This window comes from Faecalicatena sp. Marseille-Q4148 (genome assembly GCA_018228665.1).
GTDB lineage: Bacteria > Bacillota > Clostridia > Lachnospirales > Lachnospiraceae > UBA9414.
On the sequence record CP073692.1, the window covers coordinates 2,315,727 to 2,333,113 of the forward strand.

Below are 17,387 nucleotides of genomic sequence, written 5' to 3' on the forward strand. Positions count from 1 at the left end.
AAATAATTCAATTAGACGCATCTATGTATGATTGATAAAATATCTAACGAAGGAAAGTATACGAAAAGGAGAGATATAATTATGAAAAAGAGAATTTTATCAGTTATGCTCGTAATGGCAATGACAGCCGGTATGGCAGCCGGATGCGGCAGCAGCGATAAAAATACTGACAGTAATGCAAAAAAGGATAATGCTTCCGGAGAGAAGGTTGTTCTGAATTTCTGGTGTCATCAGAATGACGCCTGGACTGTTTCCTATAAGAAAATGGCAGAAAAATTCAATAAATCCCAGGATAAGTATGAGGTAAAAGTAACAGACTATCCGTTCAGCGCTTACAACGAAAAGATTCAGACTTCACTGACTTCTGCAAAAGACGGAGCTGACATCCTGGCTGTATGGGGCGGAATGGCGCCTGATTTTATTAAGACAGATGCTCTTTCTGAAGTTCCGGAAGATCTTGTTTCTGAATTAGAATCTGATTACATGGATCCAACTCTTGGTATTTATAAGAAAGATGGAAAATACTATGGCGTTCCGATGGAATATAACCTTGAGTACGGCGGAATGATCGTAAATAAAAAAATGTTTGAAGAAAAAGGAATTTCTTATCCGACAACATGGGAAGAATTAAGAAAAGTTTCACAGGAGGTATCTGTTTCTAACGGCGATCTTGTAGAAGTAAAAGGCTTTGAAATGCTTGATGGAGACTCTTTATTCTGTAACTATCTGGCAATGATCCTTCAGCAGGGCGGACAGTATTTGAATGAAGATAATTCTGTAAACTTTGCAACACCGGAAGGTATTAAAGCAATGGAAGAGATCTTGAGCATGGTCGATAACGGAGAATGTGATCTGGAACATTTAACAAATGGAGATTACTGCTATAACGATGTGTACCAGGGAATCGGTTATATGGCATCTGTTGGTTCCTGGGCGATTTCTGATGGATTAGAGAGCTATGACCTGACATACGGTGAAGATTTTGAATATGCACAGGTTCCAATGTACGGAGATAAGATGGGATTTGCATCTGAAACAGGTTGGGGAATCATCGTACCGGAAGTAGGAGAACACAAGGAGGGTGCATGGGAATTTGTAAAATTCTTCAGTGAACCAGAAAACCTTGTAGAGCATAATATTGCATGTGCACAGCTTCCGCCAAGAAAATCTTTATTAGAAAATGAAAAATATAAAGAAGAACTTCCACAGGTTGAATTTTTACTGGAAATCTTACCGGACGGACAGTGGATGGGACCTTACAACACATCAGATATGAGAACAAGATTTAATGAAATGTTCATTGACTTATGTCAGTCTGAAAACAGAGATATTGAGAAAGCTCTGGCAGATGTATCAAAATCTATTTCGGAAGAATGTCAGATTGGATATTCTATGGAATAATTGAAAAATGAGAGGGCAGGGGATAAACTTCCCTGCCTTTTTTAGAAGGTTGATTAACTGCAGGATGATATGATATTATGGAATATCAATAAATCATCAATAGGTTTTAAAGGCGGTTGATAGAAAGGAGGAAGAGATGAAAAATAATAAGTTTGTGGCAGCGATTCTCGTTCCCGGATTTTTGCTGCTGTTTATATTTTCAGTCTTTCCATTATTTTATGGACTTGGGATATCATTTTTTGAATATAATCCTGTAAACAGCACCCAGCCGTTTCTTGGTTTGGAAAATTATAAGCGTATGTTTCAGGATGAAGTCTTTTATAAGGCAGTCATAAATACACTTGTGTTTTGTATCGTGGCAGTTCTTGGAAATATTGTGATTACATTGTTTCTTGCACAGATTATTTCGGTATTGCCGTCAAAAGGAATTAAGACATTTTTCCGGACAATTTTATTTATTCCATGTATTGCTCCGATGGTAGGAACTGCGCTCATCTGGAAATATGGTATCGTTGGTACAAGAGGCGGACTTTTGAATGAAATTATTAAATACCTGGGGGGAACACCAAAGAACTGGGGGTTGACAACATGGCAAATGTTTCTGATCGTGATTGTATTTACACTATGGGCAGATATTGGATATAATGTGGTACTTTTTACGGCAGGTCTTGAGAGTGTTCCAAAGGAATTCGATGAGGCAGCGGCAATTGACGGAGCAGGTCCTGTAAGACGTTTTATTTCTATCCGGCTTCCACTAATCGGAAGAACATTTGCTTTCGTGGCAATTATGACGATGGCAAACTATTTTCAAATGTTTGCCCAGTTCAAAGTATTTGTTCCGGATGGCGGGCAGAAGGACAGTGCAATGGTACTGACAAATTACATCTATCGAATCAGTTTCACGCAATTTGATATGGGCTATGCATCGGCAGTTGCAACGGCATTATTTTTGATGATCTTTGTGGTTGCTATGATCCAGAACAGGATGATGCGGGCAGATTGGAGTTATGAATAATGGAACATAAGAAATTTAAAGCGTATCATATGATAATTATTTTATTTCTGGTCGCGTTTTCTGCTGTGATGATGTATCCGATTGTATGGATGTTTTGTACTTCCTTTAAATCAAATGCAGAAATCCATATGAACAAAACGCAGTTCTTTCCTACAGAATGGACGATAGAAGGATACGAGACAGCGCTTGAGAAAGCTCCGATCGGAACATGGTTTTTCAACAGTGTTATGATTACAGCTGTTGTAACAATGATCGTAATCATTACAAGTACATTGCTTGGCTATGTATTTGCAAAATATGAGTTTAAGCTGAAAAAACCGTTATTTATGCTGCTACTGGCAACAATGATGGTACCTTCACAGGTAACAATGATTCCACGTTATCTGATGAATATGAAATTAGGACTTCTGAACAGTCAATGGGCGCTTATTATTCCTTCGATGGTCAGTGCGTTTTCTATTTATCTGGCGAAGCAGTTTATTGAAGACATTCCAAATAGTATTTGCGAAGCTGCCAAGATTGACGGGGCGGGGCCGATGAAAATATACTGGCATGTGATTTTACCGATGATCCGGCCGGCAATCGGTTCAATCGGAATCTTTACAGCGATGGCGCACTGGAATGATTATTTGAATCCATTGATTATGCTGAATGATAAAGAAAAAATGACACTGCCGCTGGGACTTGTATATTTTTCAAGTCAGCGAGGAGAAGATCTTGCAGCAATCATGGCAGTAGGAACAATGATTATGGTGCCGATGATCATTATTTTCCTGATTTTCCAGAAACAATTTATTAAAGGACTGGCTCTAAGCGGAATTAAATAAATGGCTCCGATAGATATTGATATCCGAGACAGATTGACCTATACTGTAGATATTAAAGTCTGCCGACAGTGGAAGGAGAAATGAATTTTTATTGGAGGATATTAAAAAATATGGAAAGCAAATATATTAATCGGTATAATACATTTTGCAAAAGTATGAAAAACTTGGAAAAGAGTAAGAATGCCGATCCGAGTGCAGATTTTGTATTAGCAGCAACTGTATTAAATTTTAATTTTACCTTTGATATAGCTTGGAAAGTTATGAAAGATATTCTAGTAAAACAAATGGAAATACTGGATTTTGCGATGGGTTCTCCGAGACAGGTTATGCAGCAGGCATTTGTGAATGGTATTATTGATAATGACTGCTGGCTGCAGATGTTAAAAGATCGAAATCAACTAGCGCATGATTATGATGGAACATTTGCCGCAGAGAAATTTCATGATATTGTAAATACATACTATGATTTATTTGAACAGTTTCGAGATACATGTGAGAAATATTATAAGTAATTTAAGAGTGGATGGGTATCAGAGAGAGGATGCTCATCCTTTTTATATTTATGAATATTATTAGTATAGCGGAAAGTAGTTACAGTGGTTTTGTTGAATATGCATAAAACTTAAGCTATAATAGACATAGAATTTCATTTGAGGTATTTAAACATGAGACTGGGAGACTTATTAAAAAAAAGCAGAATAAAATGTAATATGAAACTGGAGGAAGCGGCAGAAGAGCTTGGAATCAGCCGTCAGAGACTGTCTAACTGGGAAAACGGCGGGAGTGAACCGGATCTGGAAATGGTTAGAAGAATGGCAGAATTATACGGTATGACAGTGGATGAACTTTTAGAAAGTGATTTTTGCGGGAAAAGCACCGGGAAAGAGAAAGAAACGGTTAATGAAAGGCAGCAGACTTTTTGGGAACAGTATGAAAAAGAGATAGCTCTTGTCGGAATGTTCTTTAGTATGCTTACCGTTACTCCACCTGTCATCTGTTGGTTTGGCTGCATTTATAACTTTGGAATGTTATTTATTTACCCGAAGAAAAATCTGGAGAGAAAGATGTATTGGCTATTGAAAGGAATGGCTCTTATTGGTCTGGGGTTGTCCATAAATAATATTGTAGTCCCAATACTTTATTTGAGGATGTAGTTATGCAATTAGGAGATCGTTTAAAGGAATATCGGAAAAATCATTCCATGAGTCAGGAAGAATTAGCTAAAAAAATGAATGTAACACGTCAGACTGTATCGGCTTGGGAAAATAATAAAGCAATGCCTTCAGTCAGCACAATTATGATGCTGGCAAATGAGTACCATGTTTCGATAGAAGAATTATGTGGTCTGGAAGCGAAAAAAGATAATACAGAATCTGCTCCGCAGACAAGCAGATTCTGTGATAAGCTATTTGATCTCAAACATGAAGTTGTAGAGATGATTCTCTATCTGATCATGATGGTTACGACATGTTATTTCATGTATTTTGGCGTTCTGTTCGATGCATATGTGCTGATCTTTTACAAATGTGAAAATAAGAAAATACAGTTTTTGTTAAAGATTGCAGCAGTAATCTGCTTGGGAGTTAGTATCTATTTCGTATTTTCTTTTCTGGCAGTATTTGGTACAGAAGGTACTACGACAATAGAAAAATTATAAAAAGTAGGCAGTGATTTTAGAACCAGAAAGAACGGCTTTGAAACCATCAGAATAAGATTGTGAGTTTAAAGAATATCTAAATCGTAGTGTGGCAGTTGTACCTGAGTTACGTGTAGCAGTCTGTGAGATAATTTTAGTACCTGGATAAGAGACAGATGGAGAACCTGCTTTTGTGATGGCATTGTTGGAAATCGTTATAACCATAGAAGCAGTCCATGCATTGGGTTTTGTCTTAGTAATACGATAAGATCCGGATGCAATGCGGGATACAGGTGTCAGTGGTTCAAAGGTAACAGAATATACTTCGCCATTGGCATCTAATACAGTAAAGGTTTGTGTTTCGCTGCAGGTTAAGTCATATTCGGCTACAGTAGAAAGAGCACTTGTTTCTGACTGTGACTGGAAATTTGTGTCAGATGCAAATGCTGTTGCTGAGAGATTGCTATTCATGATAGCAAAAGTTAAAAGTGATGCAAGAAATAGTTTTGTTTTTGATTTCATAAAGAAAACCTCCTAGAAAATAATTGATAAAGATATAGTAGCTTGAAAAATAGCGTAAAATCAACAAAGTACATAGAAAATTGCGTTTTGTCAAAGGATATTTGCGTAAAAAGCAGGGTTGATGTAGTTGAGAAAAGAAAAATTGCGGTTTTTGACAGGGGATTTGCTTTTGGTGATAAGAATTGTAGGCTACAATAAATGTAAATCAAACAATTCCGGAATTAAAATGAGAGCGTAAGGAGGTAATTATATGAAAAAATTAGTATCCCATTTATTGGTAATTTGTATGATGATTTTTATGAGTTCTAATGTTTTAGTAGCAGAAGCAAATTTTGATAATAAAAATAGTAAAGTTATAGAATTTATTGGAGAGGATGGATTAGAATATGAATATGTTCATTATTCAAATCCGGTTAAATACGAATATGATGGAAAAACACATACTTTGTTAGGAAGTATTAGGAAAAAACAAAGTGAAGATGCAGTTTCAACATATGATTATCGAGAATGGAAAGAGTGGTCGGTTGTTGACTATGGAATTACACAATCATTTGTAAATATGTCAGGACCATATTTTGTTAGAAGTGTAGCAAGAGGAGAGTCCCATGAATATTCTGTTGAAAAATCTGTGTCTGTTAGTGCTAAAGCAGGAATAAACATTCCAGTTGGAAGTCAGGCAACTGTTAATAGAGCCTTACAAGGTAGTTTTTCTTTAGGAGCTACAGGAAATTATAGTACTCGTATTACGATTCGTCTTAGTGGTCCGGACAGTTCAGCTTTTAATACAAGAACATTTTATTATAAAACAGGGTATCATAAGCATAATATTACGGTTATAGAAACCTTGCGTTCGAATTGGGACGGGGTAATTAGAGAAACTAAATATAATAACTGTACGGGATTCGAACCAACATATCAGTCTTATTCGGAAGATAGTAATGTATAATGTTAAAAAGAAACGAAATGTTAGAGAATAAAACATACCTAAAAAAATTTATTATATGCTTATTGTTTATGCTCACTGTAGGAAGTCTGATCGGTTGCAAAAAAGAAGAGATAGTATATCTAGGAATTGATGCGGAAATTATTGAAATTGATTTAGAAAACAGCCAGATCGAGATTGAGTATATGGGCGAAGCTCAAAAGAGTAAAAAATATATTGATTGTACAGAAGCTATAGAAGCATATAGAATTTTATATTGTAATTATGAAACAGGAGATGTTGAAACAATTTCAATCAAAGATTTAAAGGTTGGTGATGAAATTATTCTCGGATTTGAAGAAGAAGAATACTCTAAAATTGATGAAGAATCGGTAGTGAAAGTGATGCAAATACAACTAGCGACACAGAGATTGAATTAAGTTCAAGTATCAGGTAAGGTCACAATTTATAGCCTTACCTGATGCTTATTAAGGAGGAAATCATTTGAAGAAAAAAGTATGGAATGGGATTATTATCGGAATAGCTGTTCTGATGTGTTCAGTCGTTCTTATTATGGTACTGCAAAAAGTTTTATGGCAGCCGGAAAGTAAAAATAATGAAAATAAAGTTGTGTCAAAAGAAAAAGATGAAACAAATGTTAATATTCCGGTTACTATAGATGGAGAAGTTATGCCGTACAGTGATATTATATCCGAGATAGGAGAGACATTTACAATTGAACCATTTGAAGTTCAAGTACAGGATATTTATGCGACAAAAGGTCCTATTGATTCAGATGCAGCATATTATGCAAAAAATGATTTTTCTCATGTACTGCCGGTGGAATTTGGCGAAAATAATGAAATTTTGAATGAATATTCGTATCTTGTGTGTCCGGTTGAAATTACAAATATATCAGATACAGAGCAGGAATTGTACATAAATAGCTTTACATATATTTTGCTGACGGATGAGAAAGATGATATTGATTATGAGAGTAGAAGTTTGGGTGAGCTGCTTGGCTATAAAACAAGTAAAGATGCTTATGAAAGAAATAAAAGTTATGCCAGAGTGATTTTTCAATCTGGCGAAAAGAAGCAATATAATCTTGTCTTTATAGAAAAGGATGATGTTCTCACAGGATTTGATTTATATATCAGATATAGCATGGATGGATGTTTTGATCCAAGATATGCGGAAGGTGTAAGATTTATAAAAGCAGATTTAAAATAATGGAGATAGTGGCATGATACAAAGATTGGTAAATATTGAGTTAAAGAGAGCTGTGCATAGCAGAGGTTTTTGGATCAGTCTGATAATTGGTTTGAGTATTTCTATTATTCATATTATACATAATCTTGTTGGAGTTGTAGGATATTGGAATCAGGCTGATGAAGTATGGATAAATTCTTTTATTTATCCGGAAACAGTTTTTTCACATTGGATTGGCGGCAATACCTATAATATTGAAGGCTTTTTATATTTTTTGATTTTCCCGATTTTGGCTGTTCTTCCATGTAGTGCAGGATTTTATGATGAAATAAAAGATGGTTATTTTAAACAGGTATTTACACGATGCTGCCGGAGTGATTTTTTAATTTCAAAATATCTTGTAACTTTTTTGATGGGCGGTATTGTGATAGTTGTTCCATTGATATTAAATTTGATGATTTGTATGACAATGCTGCAAAGTTTAGTGCCTCAGGAAATTGCCGGGAAATTGGTAAATGCATCCGTATTATGGTATGGAATTTATGAAACACATCCGTATATGTATTTGTTGATTTTCTTTGTGCTGGAGTTTGTTTTCGGGGGAATGATGGCATGTCTTTCTCTGATGTTGACATGGTTCTCGGATAAAAAAATAGTAGCGCTATTATTTCCGTTTCTTTTGAATATTTTCATTTATTCGGTATGTATGATGACGGGACATCCGGATGCTGTGAAATATTCTCCGGTATATTTCCTGCTTCCGGCAATAGGGTGTCCTTCATGGATGTTGTTGATAGGATATTTGATCGTATTGGGAGGAGTAAGCGGTTATATATTTTTTCAAACAGGAAAAAAGACAGATTTATATTAAAAGAGGAAAGACGGTATGGAAATTCGACATTTGAAAATAATTATCTTGACAATCTTATTGTACATATCTAATTTATTGTTTCTGAATCTGCAATTAAGAGTTTTTGACCGATTTGGATTGGCGTATTGTGCAATGGATGGAATGGCTATTTTGAATTCTCCATGGACTTTTGGTTTAGTCTCTGTGCCGCTGTCATGGTTTTTATTATTTGCAGATGAAGAAAAGATATATAGCAGCAATTATATTATCGTTCATATTAGTCGTAAAAATTTGTGGAAAAGACAAGTCAGAAGATTGTTCATCAGAAGTGTTGGCTTTGTCTGCATTGAATTTATAACGGCAGCGGCGGCGTGTATTCTATCCACACCGGAACTTTGGAATTGGGATTCCATGTATAGTTTGTTTTTCAGTAAAGTAAATCAAATATGCGAAAGTTCTCCGGCATTTATCGGCGCTGCATTTTTCCTGTTAATGCTTTGGAAAATGTTTTTCATTTCATTAATATTTCGGATATTATCGTGGAAAGAAATGGGGATATGGACAATGTGGATAGGATATGCGATCGTTTTAGTGATCGAATGGGTATTCCCAAAACTGCCGGTATTTTTTAATTTATTCACGGTACAGTATCGTTTTGCAGCAGGAACGATATCCATATTAGCGGAGGCAGGAGCGGCATGTATATTGACAGTGATTCTTTATAAGGCAGGAGAAAAAGTTATTGAAAAGAAAGAATTCATGTAAAATCGGAAAAGCATTGAGACAGGCAGTTGCATTTGACGTGCGGTGCGGATTTCTTCAAGTGAGAAAATATTATATAGTACCGTTTATATTGGCAATATTCGTCTGTACTCAATTTTATAATTATAAATCTTACGGACAGGAAACGCACGTATGTTTTACTTTTTTGGATTATCTGTATCGGTTTATGGAAGGGGTTCCATTTTTAGAAATTACGGAAAATACCATTTTTAAAATTCCGGGAGAATGGTTTTTGTTTTATACGCTCCTTTTATTTAGTGGGATGATTTATCCAAAATCATATGTGAACGGAATGGGCATACAGAATATGGTTAGAGTGCGAAGCACGAAAATCTGGTGGCTGTCAAAGTGTATTTGGATGTTTGAGCATATTTGCCTGTATTTTAGTGTACTGTATGTTGTGATTTTCCTTTTTTCCTGGAAAATGGGATCATTGAAACCTGTATTTACAACGATTGATATGGGGTTAATAAATGAAGGAACTATCAAGACAGGAATATTAGTATTTGGAGTTCTTCCAATCTGTACAATATATATGATAAATATCTGGCAGGTTTTAATATCTTTTTTAAGTAATTCTCTGTTAGGAATGTTAGCAGGAATTAGCGTATTAATTGTTTCGGTATATTTACAGCAGGAATTGATACCGGGGAATTATTTAATGGCACTTAGGAATCAGAGTTTTACAATAAAGGGCGTAAACACAATGATTGGAATTTCCTTTAGTATTTTTATGAGTGTAGTCGGAATTTTGATTGGAAATGCAGTTTTAAAGAAAAAGGATTTTCTGAAGAAGAAGGGGGATTTTTAGATGCATATTGATATTCAGCATTTTACAAAAAGGATTGATGGAACTGTAGTGTTGGATGATATTTCACTTCAAATGGAATCAGGAAAAATCTATGGATTTCAGGGAAAAAATGGTTCAGGTAAATCAATGCTGATGCGTGCAATCTGCGGTTTGATTCATCCGACGGAGGGAAGTATAAAAATTGATGAAAAGCTAATGGGAACAGATATTTCATTTCCGGAAAGCGCAGGAATTTTGATTGAAAATCCAGGATTTATATCGTCCTACTCAGGTTTGCAGAATCTAAAACTAATTGCGTCAATCAAGAGACAGGTAAAAGAAGAATATATAAAAGAATTGATGGAAAGATTTCATTTAGATCCGGCAGATAAAAAAGCTTATAGAAAATATTCACTTGGAATGAAGCAGAAATTGGGAATTATAGCGGCGATTATGGAAATGCCGGAATTAATTATTCTGGATGAGCCGATGAATGGTTTAGATGAGGAAAGCATTGAGATTTTAAAAGATATGATTTTAGAGCTTAAAGAGGAGGGTAAGTTAATTATATTATCTTGTCATGATTCAGAGGAATTATTATATCTTGCAGATGAAATTTTTAATCTAAAAAATGGAAAATTGATATAAGAGGTAATTCTATGAAGAAGAGGATAATGACCGGAATTATTGTTATTATAGTATTGTTTGGAATATGGGGGATTCTGGTAAAGAGAGCGAATAAAGAGTTTCCGCAAACAAAAGAAATTGTATATAACAATAATGAATGGGTAACCGCAGAGGTGTTAGGTAAAAATATAGAAGTGAAAGTACAGGATGGGTATTTCATGGAAGAGCAGGAAATCAGGGATTCAGGAAAAGTACCGGAAGAAGCTTTCTTTACAACAGATATTCGTCTGTTGTGGATCAGATTTTCTGTTCGAAATAGTGGAACAGAAGCAACAGAGGTAAGTCCGCTTCAGCTATCGGCAGAGTCGCGAGGCTGGTCTAATGTTGCTGATCGTGAATTTCTGTCGTATTTATCTGAAGATGATGAAGGATGGAGCATTCAGTTATCAGCAGGAGAAGAAAAAGAATTTTGTTACCCATATTTAATGGTGCAGCAGAATTTTAGAAAATCGGAGTGGGAAAAAGTGTATGAAAAAGAATATTGGATGACACTTAGCTTATATCCGGAGAAAAAAATGATTCCGATAGAAATAATATAGAGCGAGGTTATGCATATGGAGCAATTAAAACAAAATTACTATGGAAGTCTGTGTACAGAAATGTATGAGATTTTACATAAGGAACCACCAAAGGATGAACTGGAGTTTTATCTTTCTTATGCGGAAAAAGATATGAAAATTCTGGAGGCGTTATGCGGCAGCGGCAGATTTTTCCTTCCATTTTATGAAAAAGGATTTGATATCAGCGGGATAGATTTATCAGAGGAAATGTTAAGGAAACTGAGAGAAAAGGCGCCCGATGCTAAGGTAATTCAGGCGGATATATTGAAATGTGACATAGAAGAGAAATTTGATTATATTTTTATCTGTGCCAGCTCTGTTGCATTGTTTACAGATATAGAGTTGTGCAAACAAATTTTAGCGAAGCTGAGGGGAATGTTAAAAACTGGCGGTAAGTTAGTCTTTTCAGTAGATACGATAGAAAATAAATGCGAAGATGATAGTGATTATGAAGTATCGGCAGAAGTGAAAACAAAAGAAGGATATGACTTAATCTTAAAAAGCAGAAATTTCTATGATGAGAAAAGTCAGACACAGTTTATGCCGGGAATTTATGAATTATATGATGGATCGAAATTATTAGCGAGGGAAGAAATGGATTTCCAGATACATCTTTATAAGTTTGGAGAAATGGAACAATACTTGAAGGAAATTGGTTTTACAGATGTGAGAACGTATTCATCATTTTCAAAAGAAATTGCAGTAGATGATCAATGCGAAATGCTTTTTTTTGAATGTAATAATTGTTAAGTAAATGTAAGAAAGATTCTATTGAATAAATTTATAAACTTATCTATACTGAACATAACCACTAATTATCTGAAAAGAGGTGCTTAATATGAAGAAAAGAAAGAAAATTCAATATTTATTTTTAGTATGTATTATAATGACTGCTTTTGTATTTAGCGGATGCGGTTCAAAGAAGCAAAATGAAGCGCCGAAGGGCGACAATGGTTCAGCTGCACAAGAGGCAGATGACACAAAGAAAGAGCCTGAGAATTCCGAGACAGAAGATTTTGAAATCAGCGAGGGAGCCAAGAAAACGCTTGAACTTATGACTGTCTGCCCGAATGAGGAATTATATAATGAGGAAACGATGACGTATCCAATTGGTCTTACAGCGGAAGAAGTGACAGAAGAGCAGAAGGAAGCGGCGAATCAGGCAGCAGAAGAAGCATTTGAAAAGTGGAAAGGTTATATTGGAGAATATTATGATGAGAAAGGTCTTGAATCATCTCGGAACAACGGCGTTTTATATTACTATTTGAGCAGGAATCAGAACATTGAACTGCGAGAATTAGAGGTTGTGGAGAAGACAGAAAAATCAGAAAGAGTTAAGGCAACCGTTCTTGTGGATGGCACAGCAGAAGAGACGGTATTTGATTTCAGAAGGAATGATAACGGACTAATCTGGACAGTGGAGATAGAGAATGAATAGTAAATAACCAGTCAGGGCAGTTTTCAGGCTGCACATTTGATATGTGCCTGAAAACTGCCCTGGTTTTATAGTTCTGAAAAGAATTTATTTGCTGTATTTTGCAATCTCACGATTGACTTTATTTCTCAGTGAGATGAGATACATGTCTGATTTTGGATATACTTTAAATGTCAGAGGATCGGCAAGATCTTCTTCCATTAATTCTACGACATGTTCTTTGCTTGTCAGAGATGCAAGAAGCTTGAATGCTCTTACGTCATTTAATGCTTCATCGTGAACCATCATACGGATGGATTCTTCCGGATGTCTGTCAGCGCCCGGATATACGAGGAAGGAGTCTCCTGATGGGAATGCATAGCCTGCATCTGTAATTTCGTATGGATTGATATGTTCTTTGGAGAACTGTGTGTTGTAGAAATTATAGCCCCAGTGAAGGATTCCTTCGATATCAAATTTGAATAACTGTGCGCCGTAGATACGGTTTCTTGCTGATGGCATGGACATGAAGCGGTTACTTACTTCATAGAACTGTCCAACGCAGTAGTATGTCCACAGGTGAGGTACATTGTGTTCGATGAATGGTTCGATTTCGTTATTTCCAGGAATCGGACGGTCAACAAGTCCATTTTCATAGAAATCATAAGTGGATAATGCATCAAATGTATGATAGCCTTCAAGCAGATCTCCGAGAGAGTCTTTGGCAGCTTTGAATGTCTCAAAGTGTGCGCCAGGTTCATCGGAAATATGGAAGTATGTAATATCTGCAATGCCCCATTCTACTAATTTCTCTTTTAATGCCGGGAGATATACATGAAGGAAATTCGTGTATTCGCCGACTGCAGGTGTATGCCATCCGAAGATATTTTCTTCTTTGCCGTCTACTGTGGCAACGATTCTTGGTGCGTAGTTTGCGCCCCACTGTGAGAACAGATGAGACATTTCAAAATATTTGATGCCGTATTTCTGGCCGAGGTCAACCCAGCGTTTCAGACGATCAAAGTTGAAATGATATTCGCCGTTCTCTACTGTGATCTGAACAAGCTGAACTGTTGTACGTTCTCCTCCAACTGCGATATCAAGAGGCGGTGTGAACATTGGTGTCAGGAGCATGTTGCATCCGCGGGAAACGTATTCCGCAAGGAAGTTCTCGATGATCTGCCAGTGTTCTTCAGAAAATGCATCTACATGATAGTAGTCAGCAAGACAGTCAGCGTGGAACCATTCTGTATGGATCAGATCCTGTTCCGGAAGAACGGCGTCAATGATTGTTACTTTTGTAGAAGCGCTGCATACGACTTCATTTTCGCTATTGATAAACTGAAGTTCGATTGGATATGTTCCGGCAGCGGCATCTTCAGAAACAATCACATCGAACCAGACGCTGCGCCATTTGTTCGGATATGCAACAACTGTATTATCTTTTAATTCACGGAGAAGATCCGGATACATTCCGGAACCTGTCTTCAGATAATTGTCATCAAGGATTCCGCAGTCAGAGCGTCCGACCGGAACGTATTCAACACTTCTTGCATGAATCATGTTTTCAATCGGGGAAATGACCTTTAATGTTAGATTTTGTTTCATAAATCCGACATTTTTAATAGCTGCCTGGAAAGAAATCGTCTCGTTCTTTAAAGAAGTCATTACGAGACATTCTGTCTGATATTTTGGTTCTTCATCTGCAAATACTTTCGCAAGGGAACTTAATAATTTAAGTTCAAAAGTAGGTGCTTCTAATTTTCTCATGATATGATACCTCACTTTTTTATGATAAGTCTATTATACTCGATATGGGTGGAAAGAGCGATAGAAAAAATACATATATTTATAGAAGAAATGAATATGTACCGAAAGAAAATATATTGAAAAAAATGTCTTTAAAATGTAAGAGTTTTGTCATGGGATTCACGTTGAGATATTTATTCGGTTAAGGTATAATGAGACAAAACGCAGGAGGTATATAATGATTCGAAATATATTGGATTATCTGGAACATTCTGCAGAATGTTATCCGGATAAAATAGCATTTGCAGATGATAAAGATAAATGTACATATCGGGAACTGCTGGAGAGAGCAAGAGTGGTTGGAACTTGTCTGGCACAGCAAACGAAGAGAAGAAGTCCGATTCCGGTATTTATGGAGAAGGGTGTTGCCGCAGTGACAGCATTTATGGGAGTTGTACATGCGGGCTGTTTTTATGTTCTGCTGGATCCGAAACTTCCGGCAGAAAGACTCAGGCAGATTCTGGTTACTCTGGAAGCGGATCTGATACTAACATCAGCTTCTTATCATAAACAGTTGGAGAAGCTTGCATTTACCGGGGATGTTGTTGATCTGGAGGATGCATTGGAAGTTGAGCCGCAGGAGGAGATACTTCGCAGCATACGATCAGGCAGTATGGATACTGATCCGCTGTATGCTAATTTTACATCCGGTTCTACCGGTATTCCGAAAGGTGTTGTAGTATGTCACCGCTCAGTAATTGATTTTATAGAGGAATTTACACAGTTATTTCAGATTACGTCAGAAGATGTGATTGGCAATCAGGCGCCTTTTGACTTTGATGTATCTGTGAAGGATATTTATTCGACTTTGAAAACGGGCGCTACGATGCAGATTATTCCGAAACAATATTTTTCTTTCCCGGTGAAGCTGCTTGATTTTCTTGTAGAGCGGGAAGTTACTACATTAATCTGGGCGGTATCCGCCCTCTGCATCATTACAACGCTGAAAGGCTTTGAATATAAGATACCGACGAAGGTAAAGAAAGTGATTTTCAGCGGTGAAGTTATGCCGGTGAAGCATCTGAATCTCTGGAGAGAGGCGCTGCCGGATGCAATGTATGTCAATGTCTATGGTCCGACAGAGATTACATGCAACTGCACCTACTATGTAGTTGACCGGGAATTTGCCCCGGGAGAGGTGCTTCCGATCGGACGGGCATTTCCGAATGAGAAAGTATTTCTCCTTGATGAAGAGGATCATCTTGTAACTGACGAAGGGGTAAAGGGAGAGCTTTGTGTAGCCGGAACAGCACTGGCACTTGGATATTATAATAATTCAGAGCAGACGGCGAAGGCATTTGTCCAGAATCCGCTGAACAGATGTTATCTGGAACGGATTTACCGGACGGGAGATCTGGCTTATTACGGTGCGGACGGGAACCTGTACTTTGCCTCCCGGAAGGATTTTCAGATTAAACATATGGGACATCGGATTGAACTTGGAGAGATTGAGCTTGGTCTGGAGAAGATTGATGAGATTGTGAGAAATTGCTGCATCTATGATGAAGAGGAGCATAAGATTATTGCGTTCTATGAAGGGGAGATTGATAAGAAGCAGATTATCCGTGCACTGGGAAAGACGCTTCCGGGCTTTATGATACCGAATGTATTTGTGCAGCTTGAGACACTTCCGGTTACAAAGAATGGAAAGATTGACCGGAAGCAGTTAAGAGAGAAGTATGAGAACAGTTTGGAGGAATAATATGGATAGAGAAGTACTGAAACAGATCAGCGAGCGCTATGAGACGCCGGCATATGTGTTTGATCTGGACATGCTGCGTGAAAGAATCCGGATGATGGAAGGAATCCTTGGGCGGGCGCAAATCTGCTTTGCCATGAAGGCGAATCCATTCTTGGTGCAGTGCAGGGAGCTTGGGATCAGCAAATATGAAGTATGTTCGCCGGGGGAATTTCATATCTGCGAGCGGGCCGGAGTTTCACCGGAGAAGATTGTATTGTCAGGAGTCTACAAAGCAGAGGAAGATGTACGTCACACAATAGAAAGTTGCGGGAATAAAGCAACATATACGATAGAATCAAGGTCACATTTGGAATTGTTGGAGCGTCTGGCAAAGGAGAAAGGAATTGTTCTTCCGGCGTTGATCCGGGTAACAAGCGGCAACCAGTTTGGGGTAGATGAGGAAGAAATTTGTAAAATAATTGACAGCAGAAACCAATATCCTCATATAGAGTTTTGCGGTCTGCAGTATTATTCCGGTACGCAGAAGAAGAAACTGTCAAAAATAGAAAAAGAGCTTGTTCATCTGGACGAATTTATACAGAGGTTAGAAGAAGCGTATGGTTATCAGGCGAAAGAATTGGAATACGGACCGGGATTTTATGTGCCGTATTTCGCCGGAGATCCGGAAGTGGATGATCAGGAACTGCTGAAAGCATTTGCAGCACTTTTGGAAGGACTGCATTTCCGGGGACATATTACACTGGAAATGGGGCGCTATATTGCAGCGTATTGCGGTTATTATCTGACGCGGATCGTGGATCAGAAGATCAATAAAGAACAGCGTTATGCAATTGTGGATGGAGGAATTCATCATTTATCTTATTTTGGACAGATGATGGCAATGAAGCTTCCGCATTATCAGCATATTCCGGCAGAAAATGAGATTAAAGAGAGTGATGCAGCAGAAGAATGGAATATCTGCGGCTCTCTCTGTACCGTCAATGATGTGATTGTGAAGCAGCTTCCGCTTATCAATGGAAGGGTGGGAGATCTTCTTGTATTTGAACGGGTAGGAGCTTATTCTGTGACAGAAGGAATCTATCTGTTTTTAAGCAGGAATCTTCCGCAGATACTTACCTATGAGAAGAAAGAAGGAGTGAAGGTATTGCGTCCGGAAATCGCATCAGATATGCTGAATGACGGAAGCATAACCTTAAGAATTTCTGAATCCGTTGCATTGCGGTAAAAACTCATGTATGATGAAATTGTTTATGTATA

General features: G+C 37.3%; 20 protein-coding genes. 18 read left to right on the plus strand and 2 right to left on the minus strand.

The genetic code is table 11. The features are described from left to right. Positions 1–81: 81 nt before the first annotated feature. The 6 genes from KFE17_11025 (at position 82) to KFE17_11050 (ending at position 4,900) form a co-directional block, all read left to right on the plus strand. Complete coding sequence (locus KFE17_11025) at positions 82–1,401, plus strand: ABC transporter substrate-binding protein (protein ID QUO31390.1); 1,320 nt, start codon at positions 82–84, stop codon at positions 1,399–1,401. A gap of 136 nt (positions 1,402–1,537) precedes the next feature. Then, positions 1,538–2,416 (plus strand): sugar ABC transporter permease, encoded by an 879-nt coding sequence (locus KFE17_11030; protein QUO31391.1) that lies wholly within the window; start codon positions 1,538–1,540, stop codon positions 2,414–2,416. Then, positions 2,416–3,243, plus strand: a complete 828-nt coding sequence (locus KFE17_11035) for a carbohydrate ABC transporter permease (GenBank protein ID QUO31392.1) — start codon at positions 2,416–2,418, stop codon at positions 3,241–3,243. Before KFE17_11030 ends, KFE17_11035 begins: the two co-directional genes overlap by 1 nt. Before the next feature lie 110 nt (positions 3,244–3,353). Then, positions 3,354–3,755: an HI0074 family nucleotidyltransferase substrate-binding subunit gene (locus KFE17_11040; GenBank protein QUO31393.1), complete on the plus strand. Its 402-nt coding sequence runs from the start codon at positions 3,354–3,356 to the stop codon at positions 3,753–3,755. Positions 3,756–3,908: 153 nt separating this feature from the next. Then, complete coding sequence (locus tag KFE17_11045; GenBank protein QUO31394.1) at positions 3,909–4,397, plus strand: helix-turn-helix transcriptional regulator; 489 nt, start codon at positions 3,909–3,911, stop codon at positions 4,395–4,397. Positions 4,398–4,399: 2 nt separating this feature from the next. Then, entirely contained in the window at positions 4,400–4,900 is a 501-nt protein-coding gene (locus tag KFE17_11050; protein QUO31395.1) for a helix-turn-helix transcriptional regulator, read from the plus strand. Here the strand turns inward: KFE17_11050 and KFE17_11055 are convergent. Then, on the minus strand, positions 4,895–5,401 hold the full coding sequence (locus tag KFE17_11055; GenBank protein ID QUO31396.1) for a DUF5626 family protein: 507 nt from the start codon (positions 5,399–5,401) through the stop codon (positions 4,895–4,897). The genes KFE17_11050 and KFE17_11055 overlap by 6 nt on opposite strands. Before the next feature lie 250 nt (positions 5,402–5,651). On the opposite strand from KFE17_11055, the gene KFE17_11060 reads away from it, so the two are divergent. From KFE17_11060 to KFE17_11105, 10 genes are all read left to right on the plus strand, one after another. Then, positions 5,652–6,347 (plus strand): hypothetical protein, encoded by a 696-nt coding sequence (locus KFE17_11060; GenBank protein QUO31397.1) that lies wholly within the window; start codon positions 5,652–5,654, stop codon positions 6,345–6,347. A 17-nt stretch (positions 6,348–6,364) separates the two neighbouring features. Beyond that, on the plus strand, positions 6,365–6,763 hold the full coding sequence (locus KFE17_11065) for a hypothetical protein (protein ID QUO31398.1): 399 nt from the start codon (positions 6,365–6,367) through the stop codon (positions 6,761–6,763). A gap of 64 nt (positions 6,764–6,827) precedes the next feature. Beyond that, the gene (locus KFE17_11070) at positions 6,828–7,556 is read left to right on the plus strand and encodes a hypothetical protein (GenBank protein QUO31399.1); all 729 of its coding nucleotides are present in this window, start codon (positions 6,828–6,830) and stop codon (positions 7,554–7,556) included. A 13-nt stretch (positions 7,557–7,569) separates the two neighbouring features. Beyond that, entirely contained in the window at positions 7,570–8,406 is an 837-nt protein-coding gene (locus tag KFE17_11075; GenBank protein ID QUO31400.1) for a hypothetical protein, read from the plus strand. A gap of 15 nt (positions 8,407–8,421) precedes the next feature. Continuing rightward, positions 8,422–9,150: a hypothetical protein gene (locus KFE17_11080; GenBank protein QUO31401.1), complete on the plus strand. Its 729-nt coding sequence runs from the start codon at positions 8,422–8,424 to the stop codon at positions 9,148–9,150. After that, on the plus strand, positions 9,128–9,979 hold the full coding sequence (locus KFE17_11085) for a hypothetical protein (protein QUO31402.1): 852 nt from the start codon (positions 9,128–9,130) through the stop codon (positions 9,977–9,979). Before KFE17_11080 ends, KFE17_11085 begins: the two co-directional genes overlap by 23 nt. Then, positions 9,980–10,606, plus strand: a complete 627-nt coding sequence (locus tag KFE17_11090) for an ABC transporter ATP-binding protein (protein ID QUO31403.1) — start codon at positions 9,980–9,982, stop codon at positions 10,604–10,606. It begins immediately after the preceding gene. Positions 10,607–10,617: 11 nt separating this feature from the next. Then, positions 10,618–11,184, plus strand: a complete 567-nt coding sequence (locus KFE17_11095; protein QUO31404.1) for a hypothetical protein — start codon at positions 10,618–10,620, stop codon at positions 11,182–11,184. A 15-nt stretch (positions 11,185–11,199) separates the two neighbouring features. Then, positions 11,200–11,955 (plus strand): class I SAM-dependent methyltransferase, encoded by a 756-nt coding sequence (locus tag KFE17_11100; GenBank protein ID QUO31405.1) that lies wholly within the window; start codon positions 11,200–11,202, stop codon positions 11,953–11,955. Between the two features lie 88 nt (positions 11,956–12,043). Beyond that, on the plus strand, positions 12,044–12,643 hold the full coding sequence (locus KFE17_11105) for a hypothetical protein (GenBank protein QUO31406.1): 600 nt from the start codon (positions 12,044–12,046) through the stop codon (positions 12,641–12,643). Between the two features lie 84 nt (positions 12,644–12,727). Here the strand turns inward: KFE17_11105 and KFE17_11110 are convergent, their stop codons facing one another. Beyond that, positions 12,728–14,389: a DUF4091 domain-containing protein gene (locus tag KFE17_11110; GenBank protein QUO31407.1), complete on the minus strand. Its 1,662-nt coding sequence runs from the start codon at positions 14,387–14,389 to the stop codon at positions 12,728–12,730. A 217-nt stretch (positions 14,390–14,606) separates the two neighbouring features. Here KFE17_11110 and KFE17_11115 point away from each other — a divergent pair, with 217 nt between their 5' ends. Both KFE17_11115 and KFE17_11120 read left to right on the plus strand, forming a co-directional pair. After that, positions 14,607–16,130 carry an amino acid adenylation domain-containing protein gene (locus tag KFE17_11115; GenBank protein ID QUO31408.1) on the plus strand — a complete coding sequence of 508 codons (1,524 nt, stop codon included), beginning with the start codon at positions 14,607–14,609 and terminating at the stop codon, positions 16,128–16,130. A 1-nt stretch (position 16,131) separates the two neighbouring features. Further along, positions 16,132–17,355: an alanine racemase gene (locus tag KFE17_11120; GenBank protein ID QUO31409.1), complete on the plus strand. Its 1,224-nt coding sequence runs from the start codon at positions 16,132–16,134 to the stop codon at positions 17,353–17,355. The last annotated feature ends 32 nt before the right edge of the window (positions 17,356–17,387 follow it).

Coding starts and splice junctions, on each gene's coding strand:
- KFE17_11030 (QUO31391.1), top strand. CDS start 1,538: ATGAAAAATAATAAGTTTGTGGCAGCGATTCTCGTTCCCGGATTTTTG.
- KFE17_11115 (QUO31408.1), top strand. CDS start 14,607: ATGATTCGAAATATATTGGATTATCTGGAACATTCTGCAGAATGTTAT.
- KFE17_11095 (QUO31404.1), top strand. CDS start 10,618: ATGAAGAAGAGGATAATGACCGGAATTATTGTTATTATAGTATTGTTT.
- KFE17_11040 (QUO31393.1), top strand. CDS start 3,354: ATGGAAAGCAAATATATTAATCGGTATAATACATTTTGCAAAAGTATG.
- KFE17_11035 (QUO31392.1), top strand. CDS start 2,416: ATGGAACATAAGAAATTTAAAGCGTATCATATGATAATTATTTTATTT.
- KFE17_11110 (QUO31407.1), bottom strand. CDS start 14,389: ATGAGAAAATTAGAAGCACCTACTTTTGAACTTAAATTATTAAGTTCC.
- KFE17_11090 (QUO31403.1), top strand. CDS start 9,980: ATGCATATTGATATTCAGCATTTTACAAAAAGGATTGATGGAACTGTA.
- KFE17_11065 (QUO31398.1), top strand. CDS start 6,365: ATGTTAGAGAATAAAACATACCTAAAAAAATTTATTATATGCTTATTG.
- KFE17_11050 (QUO31395.1), top strand. CDS start 4,400: ATGCAATTAGGAGATCGTTTAAAGGAATATCGGAAAAATCATTCCATG.
- KFE17_11055 (QUO31396.1), bottom strand. CDS start 5,401: ATGAAATCAAAAACAAAACTATTTCTTGCATCACTTTTAACTTTTGCT.
- KFE17_11045 (QUO31394.1), top strand. CDS start 3,909: ATGAGACTGGGAGACTTATTAAAAAAAAGCAGAATAAAATGTAATATG.
- KFE17_11120 (QUO31409.1), top strand. CDS start 16,132: ATGGATAGAGAAGTACTGAAACAGATCAGCGAGCGCTATGAGACGCCG.
- KFE17_11080 (QUO31401.1), top strand. CDS start 8,422: ATGGAAATTCGACATTTGAAAATAATTATCTTGACAATCTTATTGTAC.
- KFE17_11025 (QUO31390.1), top strand. CDS start 82: ATGAAAAAGAGAATTTTATCAGTTATGCTCGTAATGGCAATGACAGCC.
- KFE17_11060 (QUO31397.1), top strand. CDS start 5,652: ATGAAAAAATTAGTATCCCATTTATTGGTAATTTGTATGATGATTTTT.
- KFE17_11105 (QUO31406.1), top strand. CDS start 12,044: ATGAAGAAAAGAAAGAAAATTCAATATTTATTTTTAGTATGTATTATA.
- KFE17_11100 (QUO31405.1), top strand. CDS start 11,200: ATGGAGCAATTAAAACAAAATTACTATGGAAGTCTGTGTACAGAAATG.
- KFE17_11075 (QUO31400.1), top strand. CDS start 7,570: ATGATACAAAGATTGGTAAATATTGAGTTAAAGAGAGCTGTGCATAGC.